At 67.1% G+C, this 26,578-nt stretch carries 23 protein-coding genes; 16 read left to right on the top strand and 7 right to left on the bottom strand.

The window, feature by feature from the left end; genetic code table 11:
- Positions 1–71: 71 nt before the first annotated feature.
- Positions 72–1,016 (bottom strand): LysR family transcriptional regulator, encoded by a 945-nt coding sequence (locus tag L0U84_RS14060; protein ID WP_233850620.1) that lies wholly within the window; start codon positions 1,014–1,016, stop codon positions 72–74.
- Between the two features lie 100 nt (positions 1,017–1,116).
- On the opposite strand from L0U84_RS14060, the gene L0U84_RS14055 reads away from it, so the two are divergent.
- The 9 genes from L0U84_RS14055 to L0U84_RS14015 all read left to right on the top strand — a co-directional run bounded on the left by L0U84_RS14055 (position 1,117) and on the right by L0U84_RS14015 (position 10,005).
- Positions 1,117–2,454, top strand: coding sequence for a YbfB/YjiJ family MFS transporter (locus L0U84_RS14055; protein ID WP_233850619.1), 1,338 nt, complete (start codon positions 1,117–1,119; stop codon positions 2,452–2,454).
- Between the two features lie 87 nt (positions 2,455–2,541).
- Positions 2,542–3,573 carry a threonine aldolase family protein gene (locus tag L0U84_RS14050; protein WP_233850617.1) on the top strand — a complete coding sequence of 344 codons (1,032 nt, stop codon included), beginning with the start codon at positions 2,542–2,544 and terminating at the stop codon, positions 3,571–3,573.
- A gap of 137 nt (positions 3,574–3,710) precedes the next feature.
- Positions 3,711–4,241 carry an NUDIX hydrolase gene (locus L0U84_RS14045; RefSeq protein ID WP_233850616.1) on the top strand — a complete coding sequence of 177 codons (531 nt, stop codon included), beginning with the start codon at positions 3,711–3,713 and terminating at the stop codon, positions 4,239–4,241.
- Positions 4,242–4,427: 186 nt separating this feature from the next.
- Positions 4,428–5,576, top strand: coding sequence for an iron-containing alcohol dehydrogenase (locus L0U84_RS14040; RefSeq protein WP_233852023.1), 1,149 nt, complete (start codon positions 4,428–4,430; stop codon positions 5,574–5,576).
- A gap of 97 nt (positions 5,577–5,673) precedes the next feature.
- A complete protein-coding gene (locus L0U84_RS14035) occupies positions 5,674–6,123 on the top strand; it encodes an acyl-CoA thioesterase (RefSeq protein ID WP_233850615.1) in 450 nt (149 codons plus the stop codon).
- A 4-nt stretch (positions 6,124–6,127) separates the two neighbouring features.
- On the top strand, positions 6,128–7,066 hold the full coding sequence (locus L0U84_RS14030) for a branched-chain amino acid ABC transporter permease (protein ID WP_233850614.1): 939 nt from the start codon (positions 6,128–6,130) through the stop codon (positions 7,064–7,066).
- A complete protein-coding gene (locus L0U84_RS14025; RefSeq protein WP_233850613.1) occupies positions 7,059–8,486 on the top strand; it encodes a branched-chain amino acid ABC transporter permease in 1,428 nt (475 codons plus the stop codon). Before L0U84_RS14030 ends, L0U84_RS14025 begins: the two co-directional genes overlap by 8 nt.
- Complete coding sequence (locus tag L0U84_RS14020; RefSeq protein ID WP_233850612.1) at positions 8,483–9,283, top strand: ABC transporter ATP-binding protein; 801 nt, start codon at positions 8,483–8,485, stop codon at positions 9,281–9,283. Before L0U84_RS14025 ends, L0U84_RS14020 begins: the two co-directional genes overlap by 4 nt.
- The gene (locus L0U84_RS14015; protein ID WP_233850611.1) at positions 9,280–10,005 is read left to right on the top strand and encodes an ABC transporter ATP-binding protein; all 726 of its coding nucleotides are present in this window, start codon (positions 9,280–9,282) and stop codon (positions 10,003–10,005) included. The genes L0U84_RS14020 and L0U84_RS14015 overlap by 4 nt, the downstream gene beginning before the upstream one ends.
- Positions 10,006–10,061: 56 nt before the next feature.
- On the opposite strand, the gene gcvA is transcribed toward L0U84_RS14015, so the two are convergent.
- Entirely contained in the window at positions 10,062–10,955 is an 894-nt protein-coding gene (gene gcvA, locus L0U84_RS14010) for a transcriptional regulator GcvA (protein ID WP_233850610.1), read from the bottom strand.
- A 157-nt stretch (positions 10,956–11,112) separates the two neighbouring features.
- On the opposite strand from gcvA, the gene L0U84_RS14005 reads away from it, so the two are divergent.
- From L0U84_RS14005 to L0U84_RS13975, 7 genes are all read left to right on the top strand, one after another.
- Positions 11,113–11,958 carry a transketolase gene (locus tag L0U84_RS14005; RefSeq protein WP_233850609.1) on the top strand — a complete coding sequence of 282 codons (846 nt, stop codon included), beginning with the start codon at positions 11,113–11,115 and terminating at the stop codon, positions 11,956–11,958.
- Positions 11,955–12,953, top strand: a complete 999-nt coding sequence (locus L0U84_RS14000) for a transketolase family protein (protein ID WP_233850608.1) — start codon at positions 11,955–11,957, stop codon at positions 12,951–12,953. The genes L0U84_RS14005 and L0U84_RS14000 overlap by 4 nt, the downstream gene beginning before the upstream one ends.
- A 62-nt stretch (positions 12,954–13,015) precedes the next feature.
- Positions 13,016–13,780 carry an SDR family NAD(P)-dependent oxidoreductase gene (locus L0U84_RS13995; protein WP_233850606.1) on the top strand — a complete coding sequence of 255 codons (765 nt, stop codon included), beginning with the start codon at positions 13,016–13,018 and terminating at the stop codon, positions 13,778–13,780.
- A gap of 151 nt (positions 13,781–13,931) precedes the next feature.
- Positions 13,932–14,975, top strand: a complete 1,044-nt coding sequence (locus tag L0U84_RS13990; RefSeq protein WP_233850604.1) for a TRAP transporter substrate-binding protein — start codon at positions 13,932–13,934, stop codon at positions 14,973–14,975.
- Positions 14,976–14,980: 5 nt separating this feature from the next.
- Positions 14,981–16,840: a TRAP transporter large permease gene (locus L0U84_RS13985; protein ID WP_442794035.1), complete on the top strand. Its 1,860-nt coding sequence runs from the start codon at positions 14,981–14,983 to the stop codon at positions 16,838–16,840.
- A 103-nt stretch (positions 16,841–16,943) separates the two neighbouring features.
- The gene (gene tkt / locus L0U84_RS13980) at positions 16,944–18,920 is read left to right on the top strand and encodes a transketolase (protein ID WP_442794034.1); all 1,977 of its coding nucleotides are present in this window, start codon (positions 16,944–16,946) and stop codon (positions 18,918–18,920) included.
- 29 nt (positions 18,921–18,949) lie between these two features.
- Complete coding sequence (locus L0U84_RS13975; protein WP_233850598.1) at positions 18,950–19,906, top strand: D-2-hydroxyacid dehydrogenase; 957 nt, start codon at positions 18,950–18,952, stop codon at positions 19,904–19,906.
- A gap of 45 nt (positions 19,907–19,951) precedes the next feature.
- Here L0U84_RS13975 and iolB read toward each other — a convergent pair whose 3' ends face one another.
- The 5 genes from iolB to L0U84_RS13950 all read right to left on the bottom strand — a co-directional run bounded on the left by iolB (position 19,952) and on the right by L0U84_RS13950 (position 26,566).
- Complete coding sequence (gene iolB / locus L0U84_RS13970) at positions 19,952–20,752, bottom strand: 5-deoxy-glucuronate isomerase (protein WP_233850596.1); 801 nt, start codon at positions 20,750–20,752, stop codon at positions 19,952–19,954.
- Complete coding sequence (iolE, locus tag L0U84_RS13965) at positions 20,749–21,657, bottom strand: myo-inosose-2 dehydratase (protein WP_233850594.1); 909 nt, start codon at positions 21,655–21,657, stop codon at positions 20,749–20,751. The genes iolB and iolE overlap by 4 nt, the downstream gene beginning before the upstream one ends.
- A complete protein-coding gene (gene iolD, locus L0U84_RS13960; protein WP_233850592.1) occupies positions 21,654–23,666 on the bottom strand; it encodes a 3D-(3,5/4)-trihydroxycyclohexane-1,2-dione acylhydrolase (decyclizing) in 2,013 nt (670 codons plus the stop codon). The genes iolE and iolD overlap by 4 nt, the downstream gene beginning before the upstream one ends.
- Positions 23,663–25,684, bottom strand: coding sequence for a bifunctional 5-dehydro-2-deoxygluconokinase/5-dehydro-2-deoxyphosphogluconate aldolase (locus L0U84_RS13955; protein WP_233850590.1), 2,022 nt, complete (start codon positions 25,682–25,684; stop codon positions 23,663–23,665). The genes iolD and L0U84_RS13955 overlap by 4 nt, the downstream gene beginning before the upstream one ends.
- Before the next feature lie 75 nt (positions 25,685–25,759).
- Complete coding sequence (locus L0U84_RS13950; RefSeq protein WP_233850588.1) at positions 25,760–26,566, bottom strand: ATP-binding cassette domain-containing protein; 807 nt, start codon at positions 26,564–26,566, stop codon at positions 25,760–25,762.
- Positions 26,567–26,578: the final 12 nt, after the last annotated feature.

Genomic DNA, 26,578 nt, shown 5'->3' with positions numbered 1-26,578 from the left:
GCGTGGCCCCTTCGTTTTTGCTGAAGCCGATCGAGTCGCGTCGAGTGTGGTTGCCGGCGCGGATTCAACGATCAGACGACGTTCGCCTTCACCGACACCGCCGCACCCGCTGCCGGCAAATCTGCGTCGGCCGTACCGTCTGCCCCTTCCTGCGACGCCACCAGCGTGCGCCGCAACGCATTGAGCGCCGACGAAAAATGTCCGCGTCGCCACACCAGCAGCGTGTCGAGCACGCCGATCTCGGGCAACTCGTGAACCGCGATATTGCTCGTATCGCTCTGCAGATCGAGCACCGAGCGCGGCGCGACCGCGACGCCCGCGCCAGCCGCCACGCACGCGACGATCGCGTGATAGGAGCCGAGCTCCAGCACGCGTGCCGGGCGTACGCCGTGCTCCAGATACCACTTTTCGATATACGCGCGGTAAGCGCAGCCCCGCTCGAAGGCGATCAGTGTCGATAGCGCGATGTCGCGCACTTCGCGAATCGGCCGATGACCTCGCGGCGTCAGCATCACCAGTTCCTCGCGAAACACCGGCACGGTCTCGAACAGCTCACCGAGCGAAGCGGGATCGAGCGGCGTGGCGACCAGTGCGGCATCGACCTCGAACTCGCGGACTCGCTCGATCAGCTTGCCGGTTGTGCCGATTTCCAGCTCCAGCGCGACGGCCGGCCATTGCTGGTGATATTGCGCGAGCAGGCCCGGCAGACGCGTCGCCGCCACGCTTTCCATCGCGCCCAAACGCAGACGCCCGCTCGGACGATCCTCGCGCACCGCGTGCCGCGCTTCGTCGGCGAGCGCGAGCAGCCGTTCCGCGTAGGGCAGCAGCGTCTCACCCGCCGGCGTCAGCACGAGGCGGCGGCCGTCGCGGATGAACAGCTCGGTGCCGAGCTGCTCCTCGAGTTGCTTGATGCGCGTGGTCACGTTCGATTGCACGCGATTGAGCTTCGCGGCGGCGCGCGTCACGCCGTTTTCGCGCACAACCGCGCGAAAAATGGTCAGAGCGGCCAGATCCATGATTCTCTCCCGGCGATGATTGACATTCTAATTATTCATTTTTCGTGATCGAAAGGTCAAGCTAACATGGTTTCATATCATCGCCGTTGACCGTCCGATCATGAACGACCTTGCTTCCCACGCGTCCCCACGCTTTCATGAACCTCACGCCGCTCGGCGCGCGGCGCTCGCCTGCATGGTGACGCTGGCCGTCGCGCTCGGCATCGGGCGCTTCGCGTTTACGCCGCTGCTACCGCTGATGCTGCACGGCGCCGCGCTCGGCCAGCCGCATCTCGATATCCAGCACGGCGGCTGGCTCGCGTCATTCAACTACGCCGGCTATTTCGCCGGCGCGATGACGTGCGCGGCGCTGCGCGCCGACCCCGCGCGCATGGTGCGCGTCGGACTCGTCGCAACGGTGCTGCTGACACTCGCGATGGGCGTCACCGGCCAGTTCTGGGTGTGGGCGCTGGTGCGCTTCGTGGCCGGTGCGGTCAGCGCATGGACCTTCGTGTTCGCGTCGCAGTGGGGCTTGCGCCGGCTCGCCGAACTCGGCGCGCATGCGTGGAGCGGGGTCATCTATACGGGGCCGGGCGTGGGGATCGTCGGGACCGGTTTGCTGGTCAGTGTCGCGGGCGGCTATGGGGCGGCGGCCGGATGGATCGGCTTTGCCGTGATCGGCGCGGTGCTGTCGGTGCTGGTGTGGCCGGTGTTCGGGGATGCGCGGCGTGCGGGTACGGCGAAGCCTGCCGTTGCAAGCTCCACAACCGCATCACCCGCCGCAAAACTCGCCGCAACACCCGCCTCCGGATCGCACGCCAGCGCAAAACAGCCGTCCCGTACGGCCGGCAGTCAGACGCGCCATCCCATCCACCGCGCCGACGCGTTCTGGCTGGTCCTGCTCTACGGTATCCCGGGCTTCGGCTACATCATCACCGCGACCTTTCTGCCGGTCATCGCGCGCCACGCATTGCCGGGCTCGGCGTGGCCGGACCTGTTCTGGCCGATGTTCGGCGCCGCGCTGATCGTCGGCGCGCTGCTCGCCGCGCGTTTGCCCGTGCATTGGGACAACCGCGCGCTGCTCGCGGGCTCGTATGTGCTGCAGGCGCTCGGCATTGCGCTGGGCATCGTGTGGCCGACGGCGGGCGGGTTTTCGCTCGGCAGTATCCTGATCGGTCTGCCGTTTACCGCGATCACGCTATTCGCGATGCGCGAGGCGCGGCGTCTGCGCGGCGACGACGCGGCCGGGCTGATGGGTTATGCGACGGCGGCCTATGGCATCGGTCAGATCGCAGGTCCGCTGGTGGCCGCGCCGATTGCCGCGCACACGGGATCGTTTTCGCTGGCGCTGTGGCTCGCCGCCGGCGCGCTGCTGGCGGGGGCGACGGGACTGATCGCAGTGACGCGCGTGCCGCGTGGCCCGCGCCGTGGCCGCATGCCGGATTGCGGTTGCAGCTAAGACTCGAAAACAAAACTCGCACGAGCGCACTAAAATGACCGCTTCCCGTCATTCCCATGCGCCCGTCGCCGGGCGCGTCGCTCGACCATGCAACATTTCGCGTCCGATAACTACGCCGGCATCTGTCCCGAAGCGCTCGACGCGCTGATCGCCGCCAACAACAGCGGCCACGAGCCGGCCTACGGCGACGACTCGTGGACCAACCAGGTCTGCGACCGTCTGCGCGAGCTGTTCCAGACCGATTGCGAAGTGTTCTTCGTGTTCAACGGCACGGCGGCCAATTCGCTCGCGCTCGCGTCGCTGTGCCAGTCGTACCACTCGGTGATCTGCCACGAACTCGCGCACATCGAGACCGACGAATGCGGCGGTCCGGAGTTCTTTTCAGGCGGCTCGAAGCTGCTGACGGCGCCCGGCATCGGCGGCAAGCTCACGCCCGATGCGATCGAGGCCATCGTCACGCGGCGCGCCGATATCCACTATCCGAAGCCGAAGGTCGTCACGCTGACGCAGTCGACCGAGGTCGGCACGGTCTACAGCGTCGAGGAAGTGCGCGCGATCGCGGCGATCGCGAAGCGCCGTCATCTGAAGGTGCACATGGACGGCGCGCGTTTCGCGAACGCGGTCGCCGCGCTCGACGTGCATCCGTCGGAAATCACATGGCGCGCGGGCGTCGACGTGCTGTGCTTCGGCGGCACCAAGAACGGCTTGCCGGTCGGCGAGGCGGTGGTGTTCTTCGACCGCGCGCTCGCCGACGATTTCGCCTATCGGCTGAAGCAGGCGGGTCAGCTCGCATCGAAGATGCGCTTCATCTCAGCGCCGTGGCTCGGTCTGCTCGACAACGACGTGTGGTTGCGCAATGCGCGTCACGCGAACGCGATGGCGCGTCTGCTGGAGACGCGGTTGCAGGAAATCCCGGGCGTGAGCATCATGTTTCCGAGCGAATCGAACGCGGTATTCGCGCAGCTGCCGCCGCCTGCCGCGAAGGCGATGCGCGCGCGCGGCTGGAAGTTCTACGAGTTCATCGGCGCGGGCGGTTGCCGGCTGATGTGCGCGTGGGACACGCAGCCCGAGACGGTCGAGCGTTTCGCCGCCGACGTGCGCGAACTATGCGTCGCATGATGGAAAGCGCGTGTGAGGTCGTTGGAATCCAGCCGACCACCCACGCCGCGCGCGCGTAGCGTCACCGAACCCCATCATCCAGCCGCACCCGAACTCCGATCCGTCAAAAACACGAGACCAAAGAGACGTCCCCCGCCATGACCGAGTACCGATTCTGTCCCCGCTGCGCGAAGCCCCTGACCGAGCGAGTCGACCCCGACCACGAGGGCGGCCGCGTCCGTCAGAGCTGTCCCGATACCGCGTGCGGCTATGTCCATTGGAACAATCCGCTGCCGGTCGTCGCCGCGATCGTCGAGTACGAGGGCAAGATTCTGCTCGCGCGCAATGCCGCATGGCAGGAGGGCATGTTCGCGCTGATCACCGGCTTCCTCGAAAACGGCGAGACGCCGGAGCAGGGCATCGCGCGCGAAGTGATGGAGGAGACGTCGCTGCACACGGAGTCGGTCGAGCTGATCGGCGTCTACGAATTCATCCGCAAGAACGAGCTGATCATCGCGTACCACGTGAAGGCGCACGGGACGATCGCGCTGTCGCCCGAACTGCTCGAATACCGGCTCGTCGAGCCCGCGAAGCTGCGGCCGTGGCGCGCGGGCACGGGACAAGCGCTCGGCGAATGGATGCGGCGGCGCGGTCTGCCGTTCGAGTTCGTCGAGCGGCCGGGGCAGTGAAGCGCTGCGCCCATCGAGCCGCAACATTGGCCAGCACACAGACAACGCGGATGAAGCAGACAACATAGAGACAGCCTCCAGCGCACCCAACACCACCCGACACAGCCCACCCATCGACGCGTCACCGAACCGATCATCCACGTCAAGCAGCGGTCAATGAGCGCACGCTCAGGGAGAAGCAACGGCATGGCCTATATCTACTACCTGACCCATATTCATCTGGGCTACGAAGCACTGTCGCAGCTGTCGTCCGAGTGCGCGCGCATCGGCATCAAGCGGCCTCTGGTGATCAGCGACAAGGGCGTCGTCGCGGCCGGCATCGCGCAACAGGCGCTCGACGCGTTGAAGCTCGGCGACGTGCCGCTGTTCGACGACACGCCGTCGAATCCGACCGAGGAAATGGTGCTCGCGGCCGCCCAGCTGTATCGCGACGAGGGCTGCGATGGGCTGATCGCGGTGGGCGGCGGCTCGTCGATCGACCTCGCGAAAGGCGTCGCGATCGCGGCCACGCATCCTGGACCGCTCACGCAGTACGCGACGATCGAAGGCGGCAGCGCGAAGATCACCGACGCCGTCGCGCCGCTGATCGCGATTCCGACCACGGCCGGCACCGGCAGCGAAGTCGCGCGCGGCGCGATCGTGATCCTGAACGACGGCCGCAAGCTCGGCTTTCATTCGTGGAGTCTGCTGCCGAAATCGGCGCTGTGCGATCCGGGTCTCACGCTCGGCCTGCCGCCGGGACTGACCGCCGCGACCGGCATGGACGCGATCGCGCATTGCATCGAGACCTTCCTCGCGCCGGCCTTCAATCCGCCCGCCGACGGCATCGCGCTCGACGGCCTCGAACGCGCGTGGCACAGCATCGAGCGCGCGTGCGCGGACGGCCAGGATCGCGAGGCGCGGCTGAACATGATGAGCGCGTCGATGCAGGGCGCGATGGCGTTTCAGAAGGGCCTCGGCTGCGTGCATTCGCTGTCGCATCCGTTGGGCGGCCTGAAGGTGAACGGTCGCACGTCGCTGCATCACGGCACGCTGAACGCGGTCGTGTTGCCCGCGGTGCTGCGCTTCAATGAGCGCGCGCCGAGCGTGGTGGCCGAGCGTCGCTATGCGCGCATGCGTCGCGTGATGGGGGTGCCCGAGCATACGCATCTCGCGCAGGCGCTGTTCGACGTGACGGCGCGGCTCGGTCTGCCGACCGGCCTCAGGCAGATGGGCGTCGACGAAAGCATGTTCGACAAGGTCGTGCAGGGCGCGCTGCTCGACCATTGCCATCGCACGAATCCGCGCGAGGCGAGCGCCGACGACTATCGCCGCATGCTGACCGAGTCGTTGTGACGGAGCCGCCAGCACTGAAGCGCGCTAAACGAGAAGGGGCCGCCCGGCCCCTGAAACCGCAACCGAGCCACCTCGCATCCACCGACCGCCTCGCCCGATGAACAAACCCGCCCCCGCCGGCCGCGCCGCGTATCCGCATTTCCTGCCGATCACCACGCGCTGGATGGACAACGACGTCTACGGCCACGTGAACAACGTCGTCTACTACAGCTATTTCGACACCGTCGTGAACGAGTATCTGATCCGCGCGGGCGTGCTCGATGTCGAGCATGGCACGACGATCGGGCTGGTCGTCGAGACGCAGTGCAACTACTTCGCGCCGCTCGTGTTTCCCGATCGTATCGAAGCAGGCCTGCGCGTCGCGCGGCTCGGCACGTCGAGCGTGCGCTACGAGGTCGGACTGTTCCGCGACGGCGATGCCGAGCCCGCTGCGCAGGGGCATTTCGTGCACGTCTACGTGGATCGCGCGACGCGCCGTCCGGTGAATCTGCCCGCGGGGCTGCGCGCGGCGCTCGAACCGTTGTGCGTCGCCGGGCCGGCGGACTAGACGCGTGCAGTCGTTCATCGTCACTCTGCTCAACGGCCTGAGCTACGGGCTGTTGCTGTTCATGCTGTCGGCCGGGCTGACGCTGATCTTCAGCATGCTCGGCGTGCTCAACTTCGCGCATGCGAGCTTCTACATGCTCGGCGCGTACGTCGGCTTTTCGGTGGCGGCGCGCGCCGGTTTCTGGAGCGCGCTGGTGGTCGCGCCGCTCGTCGTCGGTCTGCTCGGCGCGGCGCTCGAACGCTGGCTGCTGCGGCGCGTGCGCGGCCACGGTCATCTGCCCGAACTGCTGCTGACGTTCGGCGCAGCCTATCTGCTCGGCGAACTCGTCAAGCTCGGCTGGGGGCTCAGTCCGCTGTCGGCGAGGATTCCGGCGCTGCTCGACGGCCCGCTGTTCTCGTTGTACGGGGCGGTCTTCACGCGCTATCGCGCGTTCATGATGGCGGTGTCGCTCGCGATGCTCGCGGCGCTCGTCGCGATGCTGCGCGTGTCGAAGACGGGCTTGATCGTGCGCGCCGCGCTCACCCATGCACAGGCCGTCGAAGCGCTCGGCCACAACGTGCCGCGCGTGTTTACCGGTGTGTTCGCGGCCGGCACCGCGCTCGCCGCGCTGGCCGGCGTGATCGGCGCGCCGCTGTTCGTGATCGAGCCGGCGATGGCGGAGTCGCTCGGCTCGATCGGGTTCGTCGTGGTCGTGATCGGCGGGCTCGGGTCGCTGAGCGGCGCGCTCTTCGCGTCGCTGCTGGTGGGATGCGTGCAGACGCTTGCGGTCGCGAGCAATCTGTCGCTGGGCGACGTGGTGTCGCTCGCCGGCGCGGTGCTGCCGCCCGAATGGGACGCGCTGACGCTCGCGCAACTCGCGCCGCTGCTGCCGTACCTGCTGCTCGTCGCGGTGCTGGCAGTGAAGCCCCGCGGGCTGTTCGGAAGGCGTGACGATCATGCGTAAGCGGCGCGCACGGTCCGGGCAGGTCGCGTCGTTGGGCGCCGCGGGGTCGTCCGCGCGAGCCGGGTCCCCACGGCGCGCCTCGGTCGATCCTGCGGCGCCCACGCCGCCCGCTCCGCCATCGGCCCCGCTCGTGCGCGCGCTCGCGCCGTGGCTCGCGCTGGTCGCCTTTCTGGCCGTGCCGCCTTTCATCTGGCCGCACAGCTGGCTGCTCGCGTATCTCGCGCAAAGCGCGACGATGATCGTGCTCGCGCTGTCGTACAACCTGCTGCTCGGTGAGACCGGACTGCTGTCGTTCGGGCATGCCGCCTATGCGGGGCTCGGCGCGTTGATCGCCGCGCGCGTGTTCAACGCGGGCGGCGTGCCGCTCGTGCTGCTGCCGTTGGTCGGCGGGATCGGCGGCGCGCTGTGCGGCGTGCTGTTCGGTTTCATCGCGACGCGCCGTGCCGGCACCGCGTTCGCGATGATCACGCTGGGTCTCGGCGAGCTCGTCGTCGCGGCCGCGTGGACGCTGCCGGGCTGGTTTGGCGGCGAGGCGGGCGTCGCGATCGATCGCGCAGGCGGGCCGCCGCTCGGCGGCTGGAGTTTCGGACCGGCGCGCGAAGCCTACGTGCTGATCGCGCTGTGGTGCGTCGTCGCGAGTGTCGCGATGTTCGCGTTGTCGCGCACGCCGTTCATGCGGCTCGCGAACGCGGTGCGCGACAATCCCGCGCGCGCCGCGGCGATCGGCTGCTATCCGCGCCGGGTTCGCTATGGCGTGGTCGTGCTGTCGGCGTTTTTCGCGGGCATCGCGGGGACGCTGGGGCTGATCAACATCGAACTCGTGTCGACCGAGAGCGTTGGCATGATGCGCTCGGGCGCGGTGTTGATCGCGACCGTGATCGGCGGCACGGCGGCGTTCTTCGGGCCGGTCGCGGGGGCGATCGTGCTGACGTTTCTCAGCGTGGTGGTCGCGAGTGTCACGCGGGCGTGGCTGTTCTACCTCGGGCTGTTTTTCGTCGTGGTCGTGATGGCCGCGCCCGACGGGCTCGCGGGCTTTGCTTCGCGGCAGACGGCGCGAATTGCGGCCAATGGCTGGCGAGCTTGCCGCGCCGCGTATCTGTGGAGCGCGGTGGCGGGGTTGCTGTGGCTCGCGGCCATCGTGGTCGCGGTGCAGTGGGCCTATGCGGCGCAGTTCGGCGCGGACGAAGGCGCGGCGTTCGGAGTGATCTTTGGCGCAGGTGCCGGTGCAGGTGGGGCTGCGGATGTCTCTGGCGCGTCCCCGCTGTCTGCACTCGCGGCCTCGCCATTGCATCGCGCGCTTGCGCTCCTTGCGCTCGCAGTCCTGGTCGCGCTGTCCACCCGCGGCGCATTGCGCGCGCATGCACGCGTTGCCGCCGACGCCCGCGCCCGCGCAACACGATCCCCCGGAGCCACACGATGATCCCCGCACTCGCGCTCTACGGCATCGAAAAACGCTTCGGCCCGACGCAGATACTGCGCGGCGTCGATCTCGCCATCGAGCCCGGTGAGCGCCACGCGCTGATCGGCCCGAACGGCGCGGGCAAGTCGACGCTGTTCAATCTGATCGGGGGCGGCACGCGGCCGAGCGCCGGGCGCATCCATCTGTTCGGCGCGGACATCACGCGGCTCGCACCGGCGGCGATCGCGCGCCGCGGCCTCGCGCGCAGCTTCCAGAGCACCAGCGTGTTCGCGCGGCTGTCCGTGTTCGACAACCTGCGCTGCGCGGCACAGCTTGCCGAGCGCGATCGCACGCGCTGGTGGCAGCGTTTGACCGGCACGGCCACGGTCGATGCGCGCGCCGCCGACGTACTCGACGCGGTCGGCCTCGGCGTGCGCCGCGACGTCGCGGCCGGCACGCTCAGCTACGCGGAACAGCGCGCGCTCGACCTCGGCATCGCGCTCGCGGGCGGCGCGCACACGCTGCTGCTCGACGAACCGACGGCGGGCATGAACCGCGCGGAAGCGGCGCGCGCGATCGAACTGATCCGCAATACCACCGCGGGCCGCACGCTGCTGATGGTCGAGCACGACATGGACGCGGTGTTTGCGATTGCCGATCGCATTTCGGTGCTGGTGCAAGGGCGCATCATCGCGAGCGGGTCGCCGGCCGCGATTCGCGCGGACGCGGCGGTGCGGGCCGCGTATCTGGGTGAGGGCTTCGAGATCGGCTCACGCGCGCGGGCTGGTGGTGGACTGGACAACGGGGCACTGCGATGAGCGCGTTGCTCGACATTCGCGACCTGAACGCGTGGTACGGCGCGAGCCAGGCGCTGCATGGCGTCATGCTGAGCGTCGAGCCCGGCGAGGTGCTCGCCCTCGTCGGCCGCAACGGCTCGGGCCGCTCGACGCTCGCACGCGCGATCATGGGCCTCGTGCATTGCGAGGGCGAACTGCGTTTCGCGGGACGTTCGCTCGCCGGTCTGCGCACGTTCGAGATCGCGCGGCTCGGGCTCGGCTATGTGGCCGAACATCGCGACGTGTTCGCCGCGCTGAGCGTCCATGAGAACCTGCTGCTCGGCATCGCGCCGGGTGCCGCGTCGCGTGCGCGCGGACGCGCGCCGCGCTTCACGCTCGACGACGCGTACGCGCTATTCCCCGTGCTCGCCGAGCGCAAGCGCACGCGCGCCGGCGCGCTGTCGGGCGGCGAGCAGCAGATGCTCGCACTTGCGCGGGCGCTGCTCGGCGACCCCGATCTGCTGCTGATCGACGAGCCCGGCGAAGGGCTCGCGAGTCTCGTGATGCAGCAGGTCGCCGGCTGTCTGCACACGCTGCGCGAGCGTGGCGTCGCGATGTTGCTGATCGAACAGCGGCTCGTGATCGCGCAGGGCATCGCGACTCGAGTCGCGGTGATGGGGCACGGCGAGATCGTGTTCGACGGCGCGTTGGCGTCGTTTCTGTCGCGCGACGATGTGATGCGCGAATGGCTCGGGGTTGGCTGACGAGCAGGCATATGCGCGCCGGCGTCGCCTCTGCATGGAAGACATCGAGCGAAGGTTCAGCGCGCCCCAAGCTCCTCGAACAACCAATCCTGAAAGCTCTTCAGCTTGGGCAGATCCGCGCGCGATTTGAGCAGGTTCAGCGTGTAGCCATTTACCTTCAATCCCTCGAGACCTAACGGCGCGACCAGCGTCCCGGTTTCCAGTTCGCGCTGTGCGAGCAGCAGGCTCTCCAGACACACGCCCATGCCGTCCGCAGCCGCGCTGATCGCCATGAACGAGCGATCGAAACGCGGCCCGCGCGTGATGTCGAGCACCACCTTGCGATGCAGCCGCATCCAGTCGCGCCAGCCGACGAGACACCCCTCGCTATGAATCAGCGTGTGATGCCGCAGGTCCGCGACGGTGCGGATCGGATGCTCGCCGTCCGCGAGTCGCGGCGAGCACAGCGGCACGATCGTTTCGAGCGGCAGGTCGAGCACCATCGTGCCGGGCGGCTGCAAGCGTCGCGCGCCATAGCGGATGTCGATATCGACCGACTCCTTGATCAGGTCCACCGCCGCCGATGACGCATTGAGCCGCACATCGATGTCCGGATGCAGCGCGCTGAAGCGCGCAAGCCGCGGCATCAGCCATTGGGTGGCGATGCTTGGCGTGGCGTGCACGGTCAGGATGTCGCTCTTCGCCACGCGGCCGATGTCGCGCGTCGCCTTGTCGATGCGCGCGAACGCCGCGCCGATTTCCTCAGCGTATTGACGCCCCATGTCCGTGAGCACCACCGCGCGATGCACGCGATGGAAGAGCCGCACGCCCAATTGGTCCTCGAGCAGCTTGACCTGATGACTGACCGCCGAGGGCGTGACGAACAGTTCTTCTGCTGCGAGAGCGAACGACGAAAGCCGCGCGGCGGCCTCGAAAGCCTGAATGGACTTGAGCGTGACGCGATGGTGCATGGCAGCATTCACATGAATTGAGTTCAGCAATAGCCCACTTTAATTCGTTTGAGCGAACCTATTCAAGTCGATACGCTGTTATCCATTGGAAGCGCACTTGAACCGAGGGATTACCCGAGGCAGCGCACGAGTCGAATCACCCTCTAAGGAGACACGCGTGAATACGAGCGAAGCCGGGCACACCGCCCAACTCGCGGAGCACGCCTACCGCATCCGCCGCAACGCGTTGCTGATGGGCGAAGTACAGGGCCAGGGCTATATCGGCCAGGCGCTCGACATTGCCGACGTGCTGGCCGTCGCATACTTCGGCGCGATGCGTTACCGCCCTGAAGACCCCGAATGGGAAGGCCGCGACCGCTTCCTGCTGTCGAATGGCCATTACGCGATTGCTTTGTACGCGGCGCTTTTCGAAGCCGGCATCCTGCCCGCCGACGAACTCGAAACCTACGGCAGCGACGACAGCCGCCTGCCGATGTCCGGCATGGCGAGCTACACGCCGGGCATGGAGATGTCGGGCGGCTCGCTCGGCCAGGGGCTGACGATCGCCGTCGGCCGCTGTCTTGGTCTGAAGCGCAAAGCTTCGGACTCCTTCGTCTACACGCTGTTCTCCGATGGCGAGCTCGACGAAGGCGCGGTCTGGGAAGGCCTGATGTCGGCCGCGCACTGGAAGCTCGACAACCTGATCGCGATCGTCGACGTGAACAACCAGCAGGCCGATGGTCCGTCGACGCAGATCATGGCGTTCGAGCCGCTCGTCGACAAGCTCGAAGCGTTCGGCTGGTACACGCAGCGCGTGGACGGCAACGACATCGACGCGGTCAGGCGCGCGTTCGACAACGCGCGCCATCACGACAAGCCGCAGCCGCGCATCATCGTTTGCGATACGAAGATGGGCTGCGGCGTGCCGTTCCTCGAAGCGCGCGAGAAAAACCACTTCATCCGCGTCGATGCACACGAATGGCAACTCGCGCTCGAAGCGCTCGAAGCCGGGAGACAAGCATGAGTACCGTTGCAAAGAAGCCGCGCCTGAAGACCTCGGCGATGATCGCGTCGATCGCGTCGGAAGGCCAGGTCACGCGTTCGGCGCCGTTCGGTCACGCGCTTGCGGAACTGGCGCGCAACAAGTCCAGCGTGATCGGCATGACGGCCGACCTCGGCAAGTACACCGACCTGCACATCTTCGCGAAGGAGTTTCCGGAGCGCTACTACCAGATGGGCATGGCCGAGCAGTTGCTGATGGGCGCGGCATCCGGTTTCGCGCACGAAGGCGCGCAGCCGTTCGTCACGACCTACGCGGTGTTCGGCACGCGGCGCGCCTACGACTTCATCCATCAAACGATCGCCGAAGACAATCTCGACGTGAAGATCGTCTGCGCGCTGCCGGGCCTCACGACCGGCTACGGCCCGAGCCACCAGGCCGCCGAAGACCTCGCGCTGATGCGCGCGATGCCGAACATGACGGTGATCGATCCGTGTGACGCGCTCGATATCGAGCAGATGGTGCCGGCGATTGCCGCGCACAAAGGTCCGGTCTATGCGCGGCTGTTGCGCGGCAATGTGCCCGCCGTGCTCGACGAATACGACTACCGCTTCGAACTCGGCAAGGCGAAGCTGCTGCGCGACGGCAACGACGTGCTGCTGATCTCGTCGGGGATCATGACGATGCGCTCGCTCGAAGTCGCGAAGGCGCTGGAGGCGGACAACGTCGGTGTGGCCGTGCTGCACGTGCCGACCATCAAGCCGCTCGACACCGCGACGATCCTGCGCGAAGCGAAGCGCACGGGCCGCATGGTGATCGTCGCGGAGAACCATACGGTGATCGGCGGACTCGGCGAAGCCGTGGCGCGCACGCTGCTCGGCGCTGGCGTCACGCCGCCATTCCGGCAAATCGCGCTGCCCGACGAGTTCCTCGACGCCGGCGCGCTGCCCACGCTGCACGACCGCTACGGCATCTCGACCGAAGCGATGAGCAACACCATCAAGGGCTGGCTCGGCTAACCAGGCCGCTCGCATACCCGCACAACCGCAGTCCAATTCCTATCACGAAGGAGAGCAGCATCATGTCAGAGTCGCGTCTTCTCGACGGCAAGGTCGCCGTTATTTCCGGTGCCGCCTCGCCGCGAGGCATCGGCATGGCCACGGCGCGGATGTTCGCGAAGCACGGCGCAAAGGTCGCCATTCTCGATCTCGATCTGTCGGCGGCGCGCGATGCGGCCGCCTCGATCGGCCCCGAGCATCGCGGCTACGTCTGCAACGTCACCGACCGTGAGGCCTGCGAAAGCGCAGCCGCGCAGGTCGTCGCCGACTTCGGCGCCATCGATGTGCTGATCAACAACGCCGGCATCACGCAAGCAGCGAAGCTGCTCGACATCGATGCCGCGAGCTGGGACCGCATTCTCGACGTGAACCTGCGCGGCGTGCTGTATCTGTCGCAGGCGGTCGTGCCGTACATGAAGAAGCAGAAGAGCGGCTCGATCGGTTGCATGTCGTCGGTCTCGGCGCAGCGCGGCGGCGGGATTCTCGGCGGCCCGCATTATTCGGCCGCGAAGGCGGGCGTGCTGGGTCTCGCCAAAGCGATGGCGCGAGAACTCGGCGCCGACGGCATTCGCGTGAACTGCGTGACGCCCGGCCTGATCCAGACCGACATCAACGCGGGCAAGATCCCCGACGACAAGCGCGGCGAGATTCTCGCGGGCATTCCGCTGAACCGTCTCGGCGTGCCCGACGACGTCGCCGGCGCTTTCCTGTTTCTCGCCGCGCCGATTTCGTCGTACATCACCGGCGCCGTCATCGACGTCAACGGCGGCATGCTGATTCACGGCTGAGGCCGGCACGGCCAGAACGCGGCGCGCGGCGGTGTCCGGCCAGCCGCGCGCGTCAAGGCAGTCGCCGGGCACAGGCAAACGCGCCACAGAGCGTGCTGTGCGAGACAACATACAACGCGATACCTGCGTATCCATCTTGGAGGAGCACACCATGAGCCATCGTTCGACCAGCGGCCGGGGCATCGACCGGCGCACCTTTCTGAAAGCGGGCGCCAGCGTCGCCGCCGCGGCGCCGCTGTGGGGTTTGTCGATCCGTCGCGCGTCGGCCGCCGACTTCTCGTACAAGCTCGCGACGGGCCAGGACCCGACCCATCCGGTCAACGTCCGCGCCCAGCAGGCCTGCGACAAGATTCGCGCCGCCACTGGCGGCAAGCTCGACATCAAGGTCTTTCCGTCGAACCAGCTCGGCTCCGACACCGACCTGCTGTCGCAGGTGCGCAGCGGCGGCGTGGAGTTCTTCAACCAGGCGTCGTCGGTTCTCGCGACGCTCGCGCCGGCCGCCGGCATCGTCAACACGGGTTTCGCGTTCCCCGACTACGACACGGTCTGGAAAGCGATGGACGGCGAGCTCGGCGCCTACGTCCGCGCGCAGATCGAGAAGACCGGCATCGTGACCGTGTCGCGCGTGTGGGACAACGGCTTCCGGCAGGTTAGTTCGTCGACGCGCGTGATCAAGCAGCCAGCCGACCTGAAGGGCTTCAAGATCCGCGTGCCGCAGGCGCCGATGCTGACGTCGCTGTTCCAGGCGTTCGACGCGGGTCCTTCGCCGATCAACTTCAACGAGCTGTACTCGGCGCTGCAAACGGGCGTCGTCGAAGGCCAGGAGAATCCGCTGCCGATCATCGCGACGACCAAGCTCTACGAAGTGCAGAAGTCGATCAGCCTGACCTCGCACGTGTGGGACGGCTACTGGATCCTCGGCAACCGCCGCGCCTGGGAGAAGCTGCCCGCCGATATGCGTGCAATCGTCACGCGCGAATTCGAAGCGGCGGGCATGCTGCAGCGCGCCGACATCGCGAAGCTCAACGGCTCGCTGCGCAACGATCTGAAAGCGAAGGGCGTCAATGTCGTCGAAGTGGACCGCCAGGCGTTCCGCGATGCGTTGCGCAAGACGAGCTTCTACAGCGACTGGAAAGGCAAGTATGGCGAGCAGGGTTGGAGCCTGCTCGAAAAGTACTCCGGAAAACTGGTATGAACATCATGCACAGCACCGCTTTTCCTCATCCGCCGCCGCGCCGCCTCGTGGCGGCCATCGACAACGCGCTCGCGCGCTGCGTCGAAATTCCTGCCGCGCTGCTCGTGGTCGCCGAAATTCTCGTGCTGCTGGCGGGCGTCACGAGCCGCTATCTGCTGCATCGGCCGCTCATCTGGAGCGATGAGCTCGCGTCCATGCTGTTCGTGTGGCTCGCGATGCTCGGCGCCGTGATCGCGTTGCGGCGCGGCGAGCATATGCGCATGACCGCGCTGGTGGGCAAGGCGTCGCCCCAGTTCCGCGCGTTTCTCGAGGTCGTGGCGATCGCCGCGCCGCTCGCGTTTCTACTGCTGATCGCCGGGCCCGCGGTCGACTTCGCGCAGGATCAGAGCATCATCACGACGCCCGCGCTCGGCATCTCGGACACCTGGCGTGCCGCGGCGCTGCCGGTCGGCAGCGCGTTGATGCTCGCGGTCGCCTGCCTGCGCCTCGTGCGCGCCGCCAACTGGCAGATGACGCTCGCCGCGCTCGCGCTGGTGGCCGCGATCGCGGGCGGCTTCGTCGCGGTGAGTCCGCTGCTGCAGAATCTCGGCAACGCGAACCTGCTGATCTTCTTCGTCGGGCTCGTCGCGCTGTGCGTGCTCTGCGGTGTGCCGATCGCGTTTTCGTTCGGGCTCGCGACGTTCGGCTATCTCGCGCTCACGACGAGCACGCCGCTCAGCGTGGTGGTCGGCCGCATGGACGAAGGCATGTCGCACCTGATCCTGCTGTCGGTGCCGCTGTTCGTGTTCCTCGGCCAGCTGATCGAGATGACCGGCATGGCGGCCGCGATGATCTCGTTTCTCGCGAGTCTGCTCGGCCATGTGCGCGGCGGCCTGTCGTATGTGCTGGTGGGCGCGATGTATCTGGTGTCCGGCATCTCCGGCTCGAAGGCCGCCGACATGGCCGCCATCGCGCCGGTGCTGTTTCCCGAGATGAAGGCGCGCGGCGCGAAACCGGGCGACCTCGTCGCGCTGCTCGCGGCCACCGGCGCGCAGACCGAGACGATCCCGCCGAGCCTCGTGCTGATCACGCTCGGCTCGGTGACGGGCGTGTCGATCTCCGCGCTGTTCACGGGCGGCATGCTGCCCGCCATCGTGCTGGCAATCACGTTGTGCTCGGTCGTCTGGTGGCGCTATCGCGGCGACGATCTGTCGGGCGTGCGGCGCGCCACGCGCCGCGAGATCGTCCGCAAGCTCGTGATCGCGCTGCCGGCACTCGCGCTGCCGTTCGTGATTCGCGCGGCGGTCGTCAAAGGCGTCGCGACGGCGACCGAGGTGTCGACGATCGGCATCGTCTATTCGGTGTTCGCGGGCCTCGTCATTTACCGGCGCTTCGAATGGGCACGGCTCAAGCCGATGTTGATCGACACGGCCTCGCTGTCCGGCGCGATCCTGCTGATCATCGGCGCCGCGACGGGCATGGCATGGGCGCTCACGCAATCGGGCTTCTCCGGCCAGCTCGCGCAGACGATGGCGGGCTTGCCCGGCGGCGCCTTCACGTTCTTCGCCGCGTCGATCGTCGTGTTCGTCGTGCTCGGCAGCGTGCTGGAAGGCATTCCCGCCGTCGTGTTGTTCGGTCCGCTGATGTTCCCGATCGCGCGGCAGCTCGGCATCAACGAGGTGCACTACGCGATGGTCGTGATCCTCGCGATGGGCGTCGGACTGTTCGCGCCGCCGTTCGGCGTGGGCTACTACTCGGCGTGCGCCGTGAGCCGCATCCATCCCGATGAAGGCATGAAGCCGATCGTCGGCTATCTGGCGGCGCTCGTGGTCGGCCTGATCGTCGTGGCCGCCGTGCCCTGGATCTCGACCGGTTTCCTGCATTGACCAAGCGCCGCGCCGTGAGACCGGCGCGGCGCATCCCCGCTTCACTCAAATCATCGCCGCCGCCTGTAGCGCGTCGCGGCAAGGAGAAGTCATGTCTGAACTCATGCCGTTGCACGAAACACGGCCGCTCGCCAACGCGATCCGCTTTCTTGCGATCGATGCCATCGTGCGCGCCGGCGAAGGCCATCAGGGCGTGCCGCTCGGCATGGCGGAAATCGCAACCGCGCTCTACACCCAGCATCTGAAGTTCAATCCCGCCGATCCGCAGTGGCCCGACCGCGACCGCTTCGTGCTGTCGAACGGGCACGGCTCGATGCTGCTGTATGCGCTACTGCACCTGAGCGGTTACGCGCACTTCGGCATCGAAGAACTGAGGTCGTTCCGGCAGATGGGCTCGCGCTGCGAAGGTCACCCGGAGTTCGATACCGCGGCGGGCATCGAAGTGACGACCGGGCCGCTCGGGCAGGGCATCGCTAACGCGTTGGGCATGGCCGTCGCGGAGGCTTATCTGAACGCGAAGTTCGGCGACGGCATCGTCAACCATCACACCTACGCGTTCGTCGGCGACGGTTGTCTGCAGGAAGGCGTCGGCCAGGAGATGATCGCGCTGGCGGGTCACCTGCAACTCGGCAAGCTGATCCTCTGCTGGGACGACAACCGCATCACCGACGACGGCAGCACGTCGCTGTCGATCAGCGAAGACGTCAGTGCGCGGTTTCGCGTCGCCGGATGGCATGTGATCGAAGCCGACGGACACGATCTCGATGCGCTGGCCGCGGCGCTCGCCGAAGCGAAGCGCGATCCGCGCCCGTCGATGATCGCGTGCCGCACCGTCATCGCGCGCGGCATTGCGCGGCTGCAAGGACAGCGCGGCGGACACAGCGGCAAGCTGTTCGAAGCCGACGCCGACGCGGCGCGCAACCAGCTTGGCTGGCCGCATGCGCCGTTCGAGATTCCGCGCGACGTGCTCGATGCGTGGCGCGCCGCGGGGCAGCGCAGCGAAAGCGAATATCTGGCTTGGCACGAGCGGCTCGCGGCCTTGCCCGCCGATGCGCGCGCGGAGTTCGAGCGGATTCAGGCGGGTCGTTTGCCCGAGGGCTGGCAACGGGTACTCGAAGACTACAAACGGCAAAGCATCGAACGTGGCGAGGCCGAGGCAGGCATCATGATCTCCGCCGAGATCAACGACCGGCTCGCGCAGCTGCCCGAGCGCATGGTCGCCTGCGCGGACCTCGAAGCGCCGACGAGCCACAAGCGCAGCCTGCATGCGTTCACCGCCGCAGACCGCGGCGGCGCGTACGTGCATTGCGGCGTGCGCGAGCACGTGATGGGCTCGATGGCGAACGGCATGGCCGCCCATGGCGGGGTGATTCCGCTGGCCGTCACTTACCTCGCGTTTTCCGACTACGAACGGCCCGCCATGCGCATGGCCGCGCTGATGGGACTGCCCGTGAAGTTCGTGTTCAGCCACGATTCGATCGGCGTCGGCAGAAACGGGCCGACGCATCAACCGGTCGAGATTCTCGCGTCGTTGCGCGCGATGCCGAACATGCGGGTGTTCCGTCCCGCCGATGCGGTCGAGGCCGCGGAATGCTGGGCGCTCGCGTACGAGCACCGCAGCGGTCCCAGCACGATGGTGTTCGCGCGGCAGAACCTGCCGCTCGTGCGCACGCGTCACGGCGCGGAGAACCTGTGTGCGCGCGGCGGCTATGTGCTTGCGTCGGAACAGGGCGGCAAGCGCCTCGTGACGCTGCTGGCCACCGGTTCGGAGGTCGCGCTCGCGCTCGCGGCGCGCGAGCAACTACAGCGCGAAGGCATCCCAACGGCCGTCGTTTCACTGCCGTGCTGGGAGTTGTTCGACGCACAGGCCCGCGCGTATCGTGAAGCGGTGATCGGCGTGGACACGGTGCGCATTGGCGTCGAGGCGGCCGTTCGTTTCGGCTGGGACCGCTACCTCGGCGAGCGCGGCGGCTTCGTGGGCATGGCGGGGTTCGGTGCGTCGGGGCCCGCCGAGGTGCTGTACGAACACTTCGGCATCACGCCCGCGCAGATCGTCGCCGAAGCCAAGCGCCGTCTTTAAGCCTTTCAACCCGCACAACAGGAATCAGCATGCAGAAGATCGTTTTTCTCGACCGCGCGACGCTCGCGCCGCAGATCCGGCTTTCGCGCCCGGCGTTCGAACACGAGTTCGCCGAATTCGAGCACACCGCGCCTGAGCAGGTCGCGGCGCGCCTTGCCGGCGCCACCATCGCGATCACCAACAAGGTGGCGCTGACGGCCGACGTGATCGCGCAGTTGCCATCATTGAAGCTCGTCGCGGTGGCCGCGACCGGCACCGATTGCGTCGACAAGGCCGCCTGCGAGCGGCATGGCGTGCGCGTGTCGAATATCCGCGGCTATGCGGTGAACACGGTGCCCGAACATACGTTCGCGTTGATGCTCGCGTTGCGACGCAATCTGATTGCTTACCGCGACGACGTGCTCAACGGCGAATGGCAGAAGTCCGGCCAGTTCTGCTTCTTCAATCACGCGATCCACGATCTGGGCGGCATGACGCTCGGCATCATCGGCGAAGGGGTGCTGGGGCAGCGTGTGGCCGAGATCGCCAAAGCGTTCGGCATGCGGCCGTTGTTCGCCGCGCACAAGGGCCGCGACGGACTCGGGCCGCTCTATACGCCGTGGGACGAGGTGCTGGCCACGAGCGACATCATTACGATCCACAGCCCGCTAACCCCACAGACGCGCGGCATGCTCGCCACGCCCGAATTCCGCAAGATGAAGCGCAAGCCGCTAATCATCAATACGGCAAGAGGAGGGCTCGTCGATGAGGAAGCGCTGGTGCGCGCGCTCGATGAAGGGCTGATCGGCGGGATAGGCTTCGACGTGCTGTCGGGCGAGCCGCCCGCCGCCGACAATCCGTTGATGCGGATCGCCGGGCGGCCGAACGTGATCGTGACACCGCATGTGGCCTGGGCTTCGGACGAGGCGCAGCAAAGCCTCGCGGATCAGCTGATGGGCAATATCGAACGCTTCGTGCGCGGTGAACCCGCGAACCTGGTGGTGTGAACCGGCGGGCCCTCGCGGGCCCGCTGGGTCTACGATCACGGATGCTCAAGCATCCTTGTTGATGATCCATTCGTGGGCCGGATCGTTGTGGAAGTGCCAGACCCGCTGGCTGCCCGCCATCACGTTCAGATAATACGAGTCGTAGCCATACGGCACGATGACCGGGTGATAGCCGCGCGGCACCATCACGACGTCGTGATCCTCGACGGCCATCGATTCGTCGATATCGCGCGAGTCGGTGTACACGCGCTGGAACGCGAAGCCCTGAGGCGGATCGAGCCGGTGGTAATAGGTTTCTTCGAGCGAGCTTTCGTGCGGAATGTTGTCGGTGTCGTGCTTGTGCGGCGGATAGCTCGACGCGTGACCGCCCGGTGTTCTCACTTCGACCACCAGCAGCGATTCCGCCGGCTCGGTCTGCGGAAGAATATCGCAGACGTAACGCGTATTCAGCGACTTGCCGCGCGTCGAGCGCTTCATCGACGCCGGCTCGATCAGCCGCGCCGGATACTCGCCCTTGGCCGGCGCGCTCGCCACGCCAATTTCCGCGTCGCGGTTCGCGCGCACCGTCGCGCGCACGTTCGGCGGCAGATACACCGCGTACGGCGCCGCGTCTTCGAACACGCTGTCGCGCGAACCGAGCGAGCTCCATGTCGTGTCCGGCGTTTCGATATCGACCGCGCCGCTCAGCACGACGATGCACGCTTCGCGCGCCGGTTCGAACACGTACACGAGTTCGTTCGCGCCGAGCCGGTACGCGGCGAATCCCACATAGCGCCAGCAGGCCGACTGCGGCGTCACCCGCGCGATCGTCTGGCCTTCGCGCTCTGCCTTTACCAATAAGCTCATGCTGCCTCCTTGCCGAGCGGCGCATCGACGAGCGCCCGCAACGTTCCATATCCCTTCTGTGCGTACTCGAACGACGGCGCGACCACCGGGTCCTGCTCCGCCTCGACGACGAGCCAGCCGCAATAACCGTGCCGCTTCAACCGGTCGATCAGCGCCGGAAAATTGACCGCGCCGTCACCGGGTACCGTGAATGCGCCGGCGATCACCGCATCGAGAAAACTCCAGTTGCGATTGCGCGCGAGCTTCATCACGGCAGGGCGCACGTCCTTGCAATGTACGTGGCAGACGCGCGCGATGTGCTTGTCGAGCACGGCCACCGGATCGCCGCCCGCGAACGTGACATGCCCGGCGTCGAACAGCAGGCCGACCGCGTCGCTGGTGCGCGCCATCAACTGGTCGACGTCGGCTGGCGTTTCGACGTATGCGCCCATGTGATGATGATAGGCGAGCCGAACGCCCTGGCTCAGCGTATAGCGCGCGAATTCATCGACGCGTGCCGCGTAGTCGGCCCATTGCGCTTCGCCGAAAAAGCGCGGCCGCTGATACAGCGGGCGCGGCGCGCCCTGGATCGAATCGGCGACTTCACCATACACCATCACGGTTGCACCGTTCTTCGCGAGCAATTCCAGATGCGGGCCGACCGCGTCGATTTCTTCCGCGACGCCGCGTTTGGCCAGTTGTCCCGAGTACCAGCCGGAGACGAGCGCGAGGTCGTATTGCGCGAGCAGCGCTTTCAGCGCGTTCGGCTCGCGAGGAAACTTGTTGCCGAGTTCGAAGCCCTGATAGCCGATCTGGCGACCTTCGGTCAGCGCGACTTCGAGCGGCGTCTCGCCGCCGAGCGACGGCAGGTCGTCGTTCATCCACGACAACGGGTTGATGCCGATACGTACGTCGAAAGCAGTCATGCCGGAGTCCTCATGGTTCTCAGTCGTGATCGGTGCCGTGTGGCGGCGATGGCGGCGATGGCGGTGAAGGCGGCGCCGCGCGCGCTGCGAGCTGCGCGCTGCGCGTCGTACTTCGCGCGGGCGTCGCGTACTTCAGAGCGCGCCGATACTTCGGGCACGGCGACTTCCCACCACCAGCCGCCATCTTCGGTGGTGCGCGCCGGGTCGGTGTCGATGCTGATCACGTACGTGCCCTTGGCCGCGCGCGCGTGTTGCAGTGCCGCTTCGAGTTCGGCGAGATTGCCCGCATGCTCGGCTTGCGCGCCGAGCGCGCGCGCATGCGCGGCGAAGTCGATGCGCGGCACGCCTTCCGGTGCGTGCACGCAATCGTCGAGCAGATTGTTGAACGGTGCGCCGCCGCAAGCCTGTTGCAGGCGATTGATGCAGCCGAAGCCGCGATTGTCGAGCACGACGACGATCAGCTTCGCGCCGAGCATCACCGAGCTTGCGATCTCGCTGTTCATCATCAGATAGCTGCCGTCGCCGAGAATCACGATCACCTCGCGCTCGGGCCGCGCGAGCTTCACGCCGAGACCGCCCGCGATCTCGTAGCCCATGCACGAATAGCCGTATTCGACGTGATACGCGCCGGGCCGGCCCGCGCGCCACAGCTTGTGCAACTCGGCGGGCAGCGTGCCGGCCGCGCAGACGACGATGTCGCCGGTCGGGGAGTGCGCGCTCGAACGCTGCACCGCGCCGATCACGTCGCCCTCGTAGGGCAGCACCGCGTCGCGTTGCGGCGCATGCGTGAGCGTTTGCACGGTGTCGCGCCAGCTGGCCGCGAGCTTGTGCGCGCGCGCGGTCCACGTGCGCTCCGCGTGCCAGCCTTGCAGCGGTCCGGCGAGCGCATCGAGTGCGAGCTTCACATCCGCTTCGACGACGAAGCCGCGATGCTTGAGCGCGTCGAATCCATTCGCGTTGATCCCAATCACGTCGGCTTGCGTGAACAGCGTGTTCGAGCCGGTCGTGAAGTCCTGCAGCCGCGTGCCGAGCGCGAGCACGCAGTCGGCGTCATGCGCGAGCGCGTTGGCGGCGGCCGACCCGGTCACGCCAAGCGCGCCCGCATTGAGCGGATCGTTCCACGCGAGCGAGCTTTTGCCGGCCTGGGTTTCCGCGACCGGGATGCCATGCGCGCTCGCGAAGCGGTGCAGCGCATCGGCCGCGCGGCTGTACAGCACACCGCCGCCCGCGACGATCAGCGGGCGCTTCGCGTGGCGCAGGCGCGTGCACGCGGCGTCGATGTCGTCGCTGCGTGGCGCGGGCGCATGAATGCGCACGACGCGCGGCGTAAAAAAGTCCTCCGGAAAGTCCCACGCCTGCGCCTGCACATCCTGCGGCAGCGCGAGCGTGACGGGGCCGCACAACGCGGCATCGGTCAGCACGCGGATTGCGCGCGGCAGTGCGCTCAGCAATTGCGCCGGATGCACGATGCGGTCGAAGTAGCGCGACAGCGGCTTGAACGCGTCGTTCGCGGACACGCCGCCGTCGTTGAAATCCTCGACCTGCTGCAACACCGGATCGGGCGCGCGCGACACGAAGATATCGCCGGGCAATAGCAGCACCGGCAAACGGTTCACGTGCGCGAGCGCGGCGGCGGTCAGCAGATTCGTGGCGCCGGGGCCGATCGACGTCGTCACGGCCATCATGCGGCGGCGGAAGTGCGCCTTCGCGTAGGCGATCGCACTGTGCGCCATCGCCTGCTCGTTGTGTGCGCGCAAAGTCGGCAGTGCGTCGCGATGCTGATACAGCGCCTCGCCGATGCCCGCGACGTTGCCGTGGCCGAAAATCGCGAACACGCCGCCGAACAGCGGTTCGACGCTGTTGCCGTCTTCACTTGCGACGCGTTGCGCGGCCAGATAGCGCACCAGCGCCTGCGCCATCGTCAGGCGAATCGTGCCGCTGGTGCGCCCAGCCGCGTGCGTCGCGCCGCTGGCGGATGAAATGTCGTCATGCATGATGCGCTCGTTCATGCGGCTTGCTCCTGATGAGCGTGATGAGGTGTGTCATGTGCCGTCGGTTCGCCGCGTGCGCCGCGCCACGCGGCGATCAGGGTTTCGAACGTGTGGCGCACGCGCGCGATCAATTCGTCGTCGCCGATTTCACCGGCGAGCCACGCATGGCTCGGCTCGTGAAAGATCGTGCGGCCGACCGTAAAGCCGCGGCACGTCGCGGCTTGCGCGGCCGCGCGAAAGCCTTCGCTCAACTGCTCGACCGCCGCCGACAAACCGAGCAGCACGACGCCGCGGCAATACGGATCGCGCTCGGCGATCAGCGCGTCGATGGCCTGCCATTGCGCGGCGTCCATCGGTTCGAGCTTCCACCATTCGGGGTAGATGCCGAGGTTGTAGATGCGTTTCAACGCGCGATACACGATGTCCGGCCCCTGTGGCAGCGACGCATGCTTCGGCGGAATCACTTCGAGCAGCAGTTCGTGGCCGCTTGCCTGGGTCGCGTCGTACAGCGTGCGCAGTTGCGCCTCCTGTTCGAGGCGCTGCTCGATCGGCTCATCCGGATGAAACTGCACCAGACATTTGGCGACGTGCTCCTGCGGCCACGCGATCAGCGTGGTGCCGATCGAGCGGCCATGATCGAACACGAGCGGCACGGAGCCAGGCAATTCGACCGGGCGGCCGATCCACCAGCCGCGGCCGGTCGCGGCATTCAGCGCGTCCTGACCATAGCGGTCGTCGATCAGCACGCCGATGCGTCCTTGCAGATGCAACGCGCGTTCGGTCTGCGCGACCGCTTCGACGAACAGGCCCTTCAACGACGCGATGCGCGCTTCGTCGGCGCCGGTCTGCTGCGCGAGTTCGAAGAACGGGTTGCGATGATCGAACGCGAAGCCGAGCACTTCGTGCCACGCTTTGCGCGCCGGCGACACGCGATGCAGTCGTGCGAGTTTCGCATCGCGATCGGGCCGGCGCATGCGCTGCGGATCGGCCTGCGCTTCGCGCAGGAAGTAGTCGAGTTCGGCCGGGGTCGGCATCGCGGGGGCGCAGCCGTGCCGCGACACGACCAGCGCGCCGCTCGCGTTGGCGGCGCGCGCGCAGGCATCGAGCGGCTGATCGCGCAGCCAGCCGGACAGGAAGCCGGACGCGAATGCATCGCCCGCGCCGAGCACGTTCAGCACTTCGACTTCGACGCCGCCATGAATCGGCGCATCGTCGAGCGATGCAGGCACCGCTCCGTCGATGATCTGACAGCCGAGCGGCCCGCGTTTGACCACCAGCGTGGCCGGTGTCACGGCGCGCACCATCGCGAGCGCGTCGGCGAGGTCGGTCTTGCCGCCGGCGATGCGAAACTCTTCCTCGGTGCCGATCACCAGATCGAACAGCGGCAGAATCCGCTGCAAATGCGCGCTCACACCCTCGCTCGCGACGAAACGCGTCTCGCCGTCGGCCTTGCCCGTGAGTCCCCACAGCACTGGCCGATAGTCGATGTCGAGCACGGTGCGCACGTCGTTGCGGCGCGCGTATTCGAGCGCGCGGCGGCTCGCGCGATCGACCTGCGCGGTGGAAAAATGCGTGCCGGTGATCAGCAGCGCTTTCGACGACGCGATGAACGCCTCGTCGAAATCGGCCTCGTCGACCGCCATGTCCGCGCAGTTCTCGCGGTAGAAGATCAGCGGGAAGGTGTCGCGATCCTTCAGGCCGAGCAGCACGAGCGCGGTCAGCCGTTCCTGATCGATGCGCACGTGGCTCACGTCGCAGCCTTCCTTCGTGAGCGTTTCGGTCAGGAAGCGCCCCATGTGATCGTTGCCGACGCGCGCGAGCATGGCCGCGTCAAGGCCGAGCCGCGCGCAGCCGAACGCGATGTTCGCCGACGAGCCGCCGAGATACTTCGCGAAGCTCGACACGTCTTCGAGCCGCGCGCCGACCTGCTGCGCGTACAGATCGACGGCCAGCCGGCCGAGGCACACGATGTCGCGGGCGCGGCCCGGCGCGAACCGGCTGCCTGCGCAACCGCTGGAGGTGCTGGAGTGAGCCATGAATAGTCCTGAGTAACAGTGCGCGGTGGCCGGCCGGGCGAAATGCGCGGTGGCCGGAGGTGCCGCGCGAATCGGTCAGATCGTCGCGCCTTCGAGTTCGCCGATCATCTTCTGCATCTCGGCGCCGCCGGCCATCATGTCGAGCACCTGGTCCTTGCTGATCGTCTGTTTGGTGAACGTGCCCATCGAACGGCCGCGATTGAGCAGCGTGAACGAATCGCCGATCGGATACGCGTGATGCACGTTGTGCGTGATGAAGATCACCGAGATGCCTTTGGCGCGCGCTTTATGGATCAGCTTCAGTACGTTGAAGCTCTGCTTGACGCCGAGCGCGGCGGTCGGTTCGTCGAGAATCAGCACGCGCGCGCCGAAGTGGATCGCACGCGCGATCGCCAGGCATTGCCGCTCGCCGCCCGACATCGTGCCGATCGGCTGATGCGGGTCGCGCACGTTGATGCCCATTTCGGCGAGCTTGTCGCGCGCGGTGGTGGCGCAGGTTTCGAGGTCCATCACGTTCAGAATGCCGAACAGCTTTTTCTGCGGCTCGCGGCCCATGAAGAAATTGCGCGCGACCGACAGCAGCGGCACCAGCGCGAGATCCTGGTAGACGGTCGCGATGCCGAGATCGAGCGCGTCTTTCGGCGACGTGAAATGGACCGGCTTGCCGTCCACCCGGTAGATGCCCTTGCTGGGCTGATACACGCCCGCGAGCGTCTTGATCAGCGTCGACTTGCCGGCGCCGTTGTCGCCGAGCAGGCAATGCACTTCACCGCGTTTGAGGCGGAGCGTGATGTCGTTCAGCGCGATGATATTGCCGAAAAACCGGCTGACGTTTTCGAGCGAAAGAATGATGTCGTCCGCGTTCTGTTCGGGGGTGCTCATCGTGAACCTCCT

This window comes from Paraburkholderia sp. HD33-4, assembly GCF_021390635.1.
Taxonomy (GTDB): Bacteria; Pseudomonadota; Gammaproteobacteria; order Burkholderiales; family Burkholderiaceae; genus Paraburkholderia.
The sequence above is the reverse complement of the archived record's forward strand: the minus strand, read 5'-3'. Positions and strand labels throughout refer to the sequence as shown.

Excerpts from the sequence above, each read along its gene's own strand:
- L0U84_RS14060 (WP_233850620.1), bottom strand. The coding sequence starts at position 1,016 with ATGGATCTGGCCGCTCTGACCATTTTTCGCGCGGTTGTGCGCGAAAAC.
- L0U84_RS14055 (WP_233850619.1), top strand. The coding sequence starts at position 1,117 with ATGAACGACCTTGCTTCCCACGCGTCCCCACGCTTTCATGAACCTCAC.
- L0U84_RS14050 (WP_233850617.1), top strand. The coding sequence starts at position 2,542 with ATGCAACATTTCGCGTCCGATAACTACGCCGGCATCTGTCCCGAAGCG.
- L0U84_RS14045 (WP_233850616.1), top strand. The coding sequence starts at position 3,711 with ATGACCGAGTACCGATTCTGTCCCCGCTGCGCGAAGCCCCTGACCGAG.
- L0U84_RS14040 (WP_233852023.1), top strand. The coding sequence starts at position 4,428 with ATGGCCTATATCTACTACCTGACCCATATTCATCTGGGCTACGAAGCA.
- L0U84_RS14035 (WP_233850615.1), top strand. The coding sequence starts at position 5,674 with ATGAACAAACCCGCCCCCGCCGGCCGCGCCGCGTATCCGCATTTCCTG.
- L0U84_RS14025 (WP_233850613.1), top strand. The coding sequence starts at position 7,059 with ATGCGTAAGCGGCGCGCACGGTCCGGGCAGGTCGCGTCGTTGGGCGCC.
- L0U84_RS14020 (WP_233850612.1), top strand. The coding sequence starts at position 8,483 with ATGATCCCCGCACTCGCGCTCTACGGCATCGAAAAACGCTTCGGCCCG.
- L0U84_RS14015 (WP_233850611.1), top strand. The coding sequence starts at position 9,280 with ATGAGCGCGTTGCTCGACATTCGCGACCTGAACGCGTGGTACGGCGCG.
- gcvA (WP_233850610.1), bottom strand. The coding sequence starts at position 10,955 with ATGCACCATCGCGTCACGCTCAAGTCCATTCAGGCTTTCGAGGCCGCC.
- L0U84_RS14000 (WP_233850608.1), top strand. The coding sequence starts at position 11,955 with ATGAGTACCGTTGCAAAGAAGCCGCGCCTGAAGACCTCGGCGATGATC.
- L0U84_RS13995 (WP_233850606.1), top strand. The coding sequence starts at position 13,016 with ATGTCAGAGTCGCGTCTTCTCGACGGCAAGGTCGCCGTTATTTCCGGT.
- L0U84_RS13990 (WP_233850604.1), top strand. The coding sequence starts at position 13,932 with ATGAGCCATCGTTCGACCAGCGGCCGGGGCATCGACCGGCGCACCTTT.
- L0U84_RS13985 (WP_442794035.1), top strand. The coding sequence starts at position 14,981 with ATGCACAGCACCGCTTTTCCTCATCCGCCGCCGCGCCGCCTCGTGGCG.
- tkt (WP_442794034.1), top strand. The coding sequence starts at position 16,944 with ATGCCGTTGCACGAAACACGGCCGCTCGCCAACGCGATCCGCTTTCTT.
- L0U84_RS13975 (WP_233850598.1), top strand. The coding sequence starts at position 18,950 with ATGCAGAAGATCGTTTTTCTCGACCGCGCGACGCTCGCGCCGCAGATC.
- iolB (WP_233850596.1), bottom strand. The coding sequence starts at position 20,752 with ATGAGCTTATTGGTAAAGGCAGAGCGCGAAGGCCAGACGATCGCGCGG.
- iolE (WP_233850594.1), bottom strand. The coding sequence starts at position 21,657 with ATGACTGCTTTCGACGTACGTATCGGCATCAACCCGTTGTCGTGGATG.
- iolD (WP_233850592.1), bottom strand. The coding sequence starts at position 23,666 with ATGAACGAGCGCATCATGCATGACGACATTTCATCCGCCAGCGGCGCG.
- L0U84_RS13955 (WP_233850590.1), bottom strand. The coding sequence starts at position 25,684 with ATGGCTCACTCCAGCACCTCCAGCGGTTGCGCAGGCAGCCGGTTCGCG.
- L0U84_RS13950 (WP_233850588.1), bottom strand. The coding sequence starts at position 26,566 with ATGAGCACCCCCGAACAGAACGCGGACGACATCATTCTTTCGCTCGAA.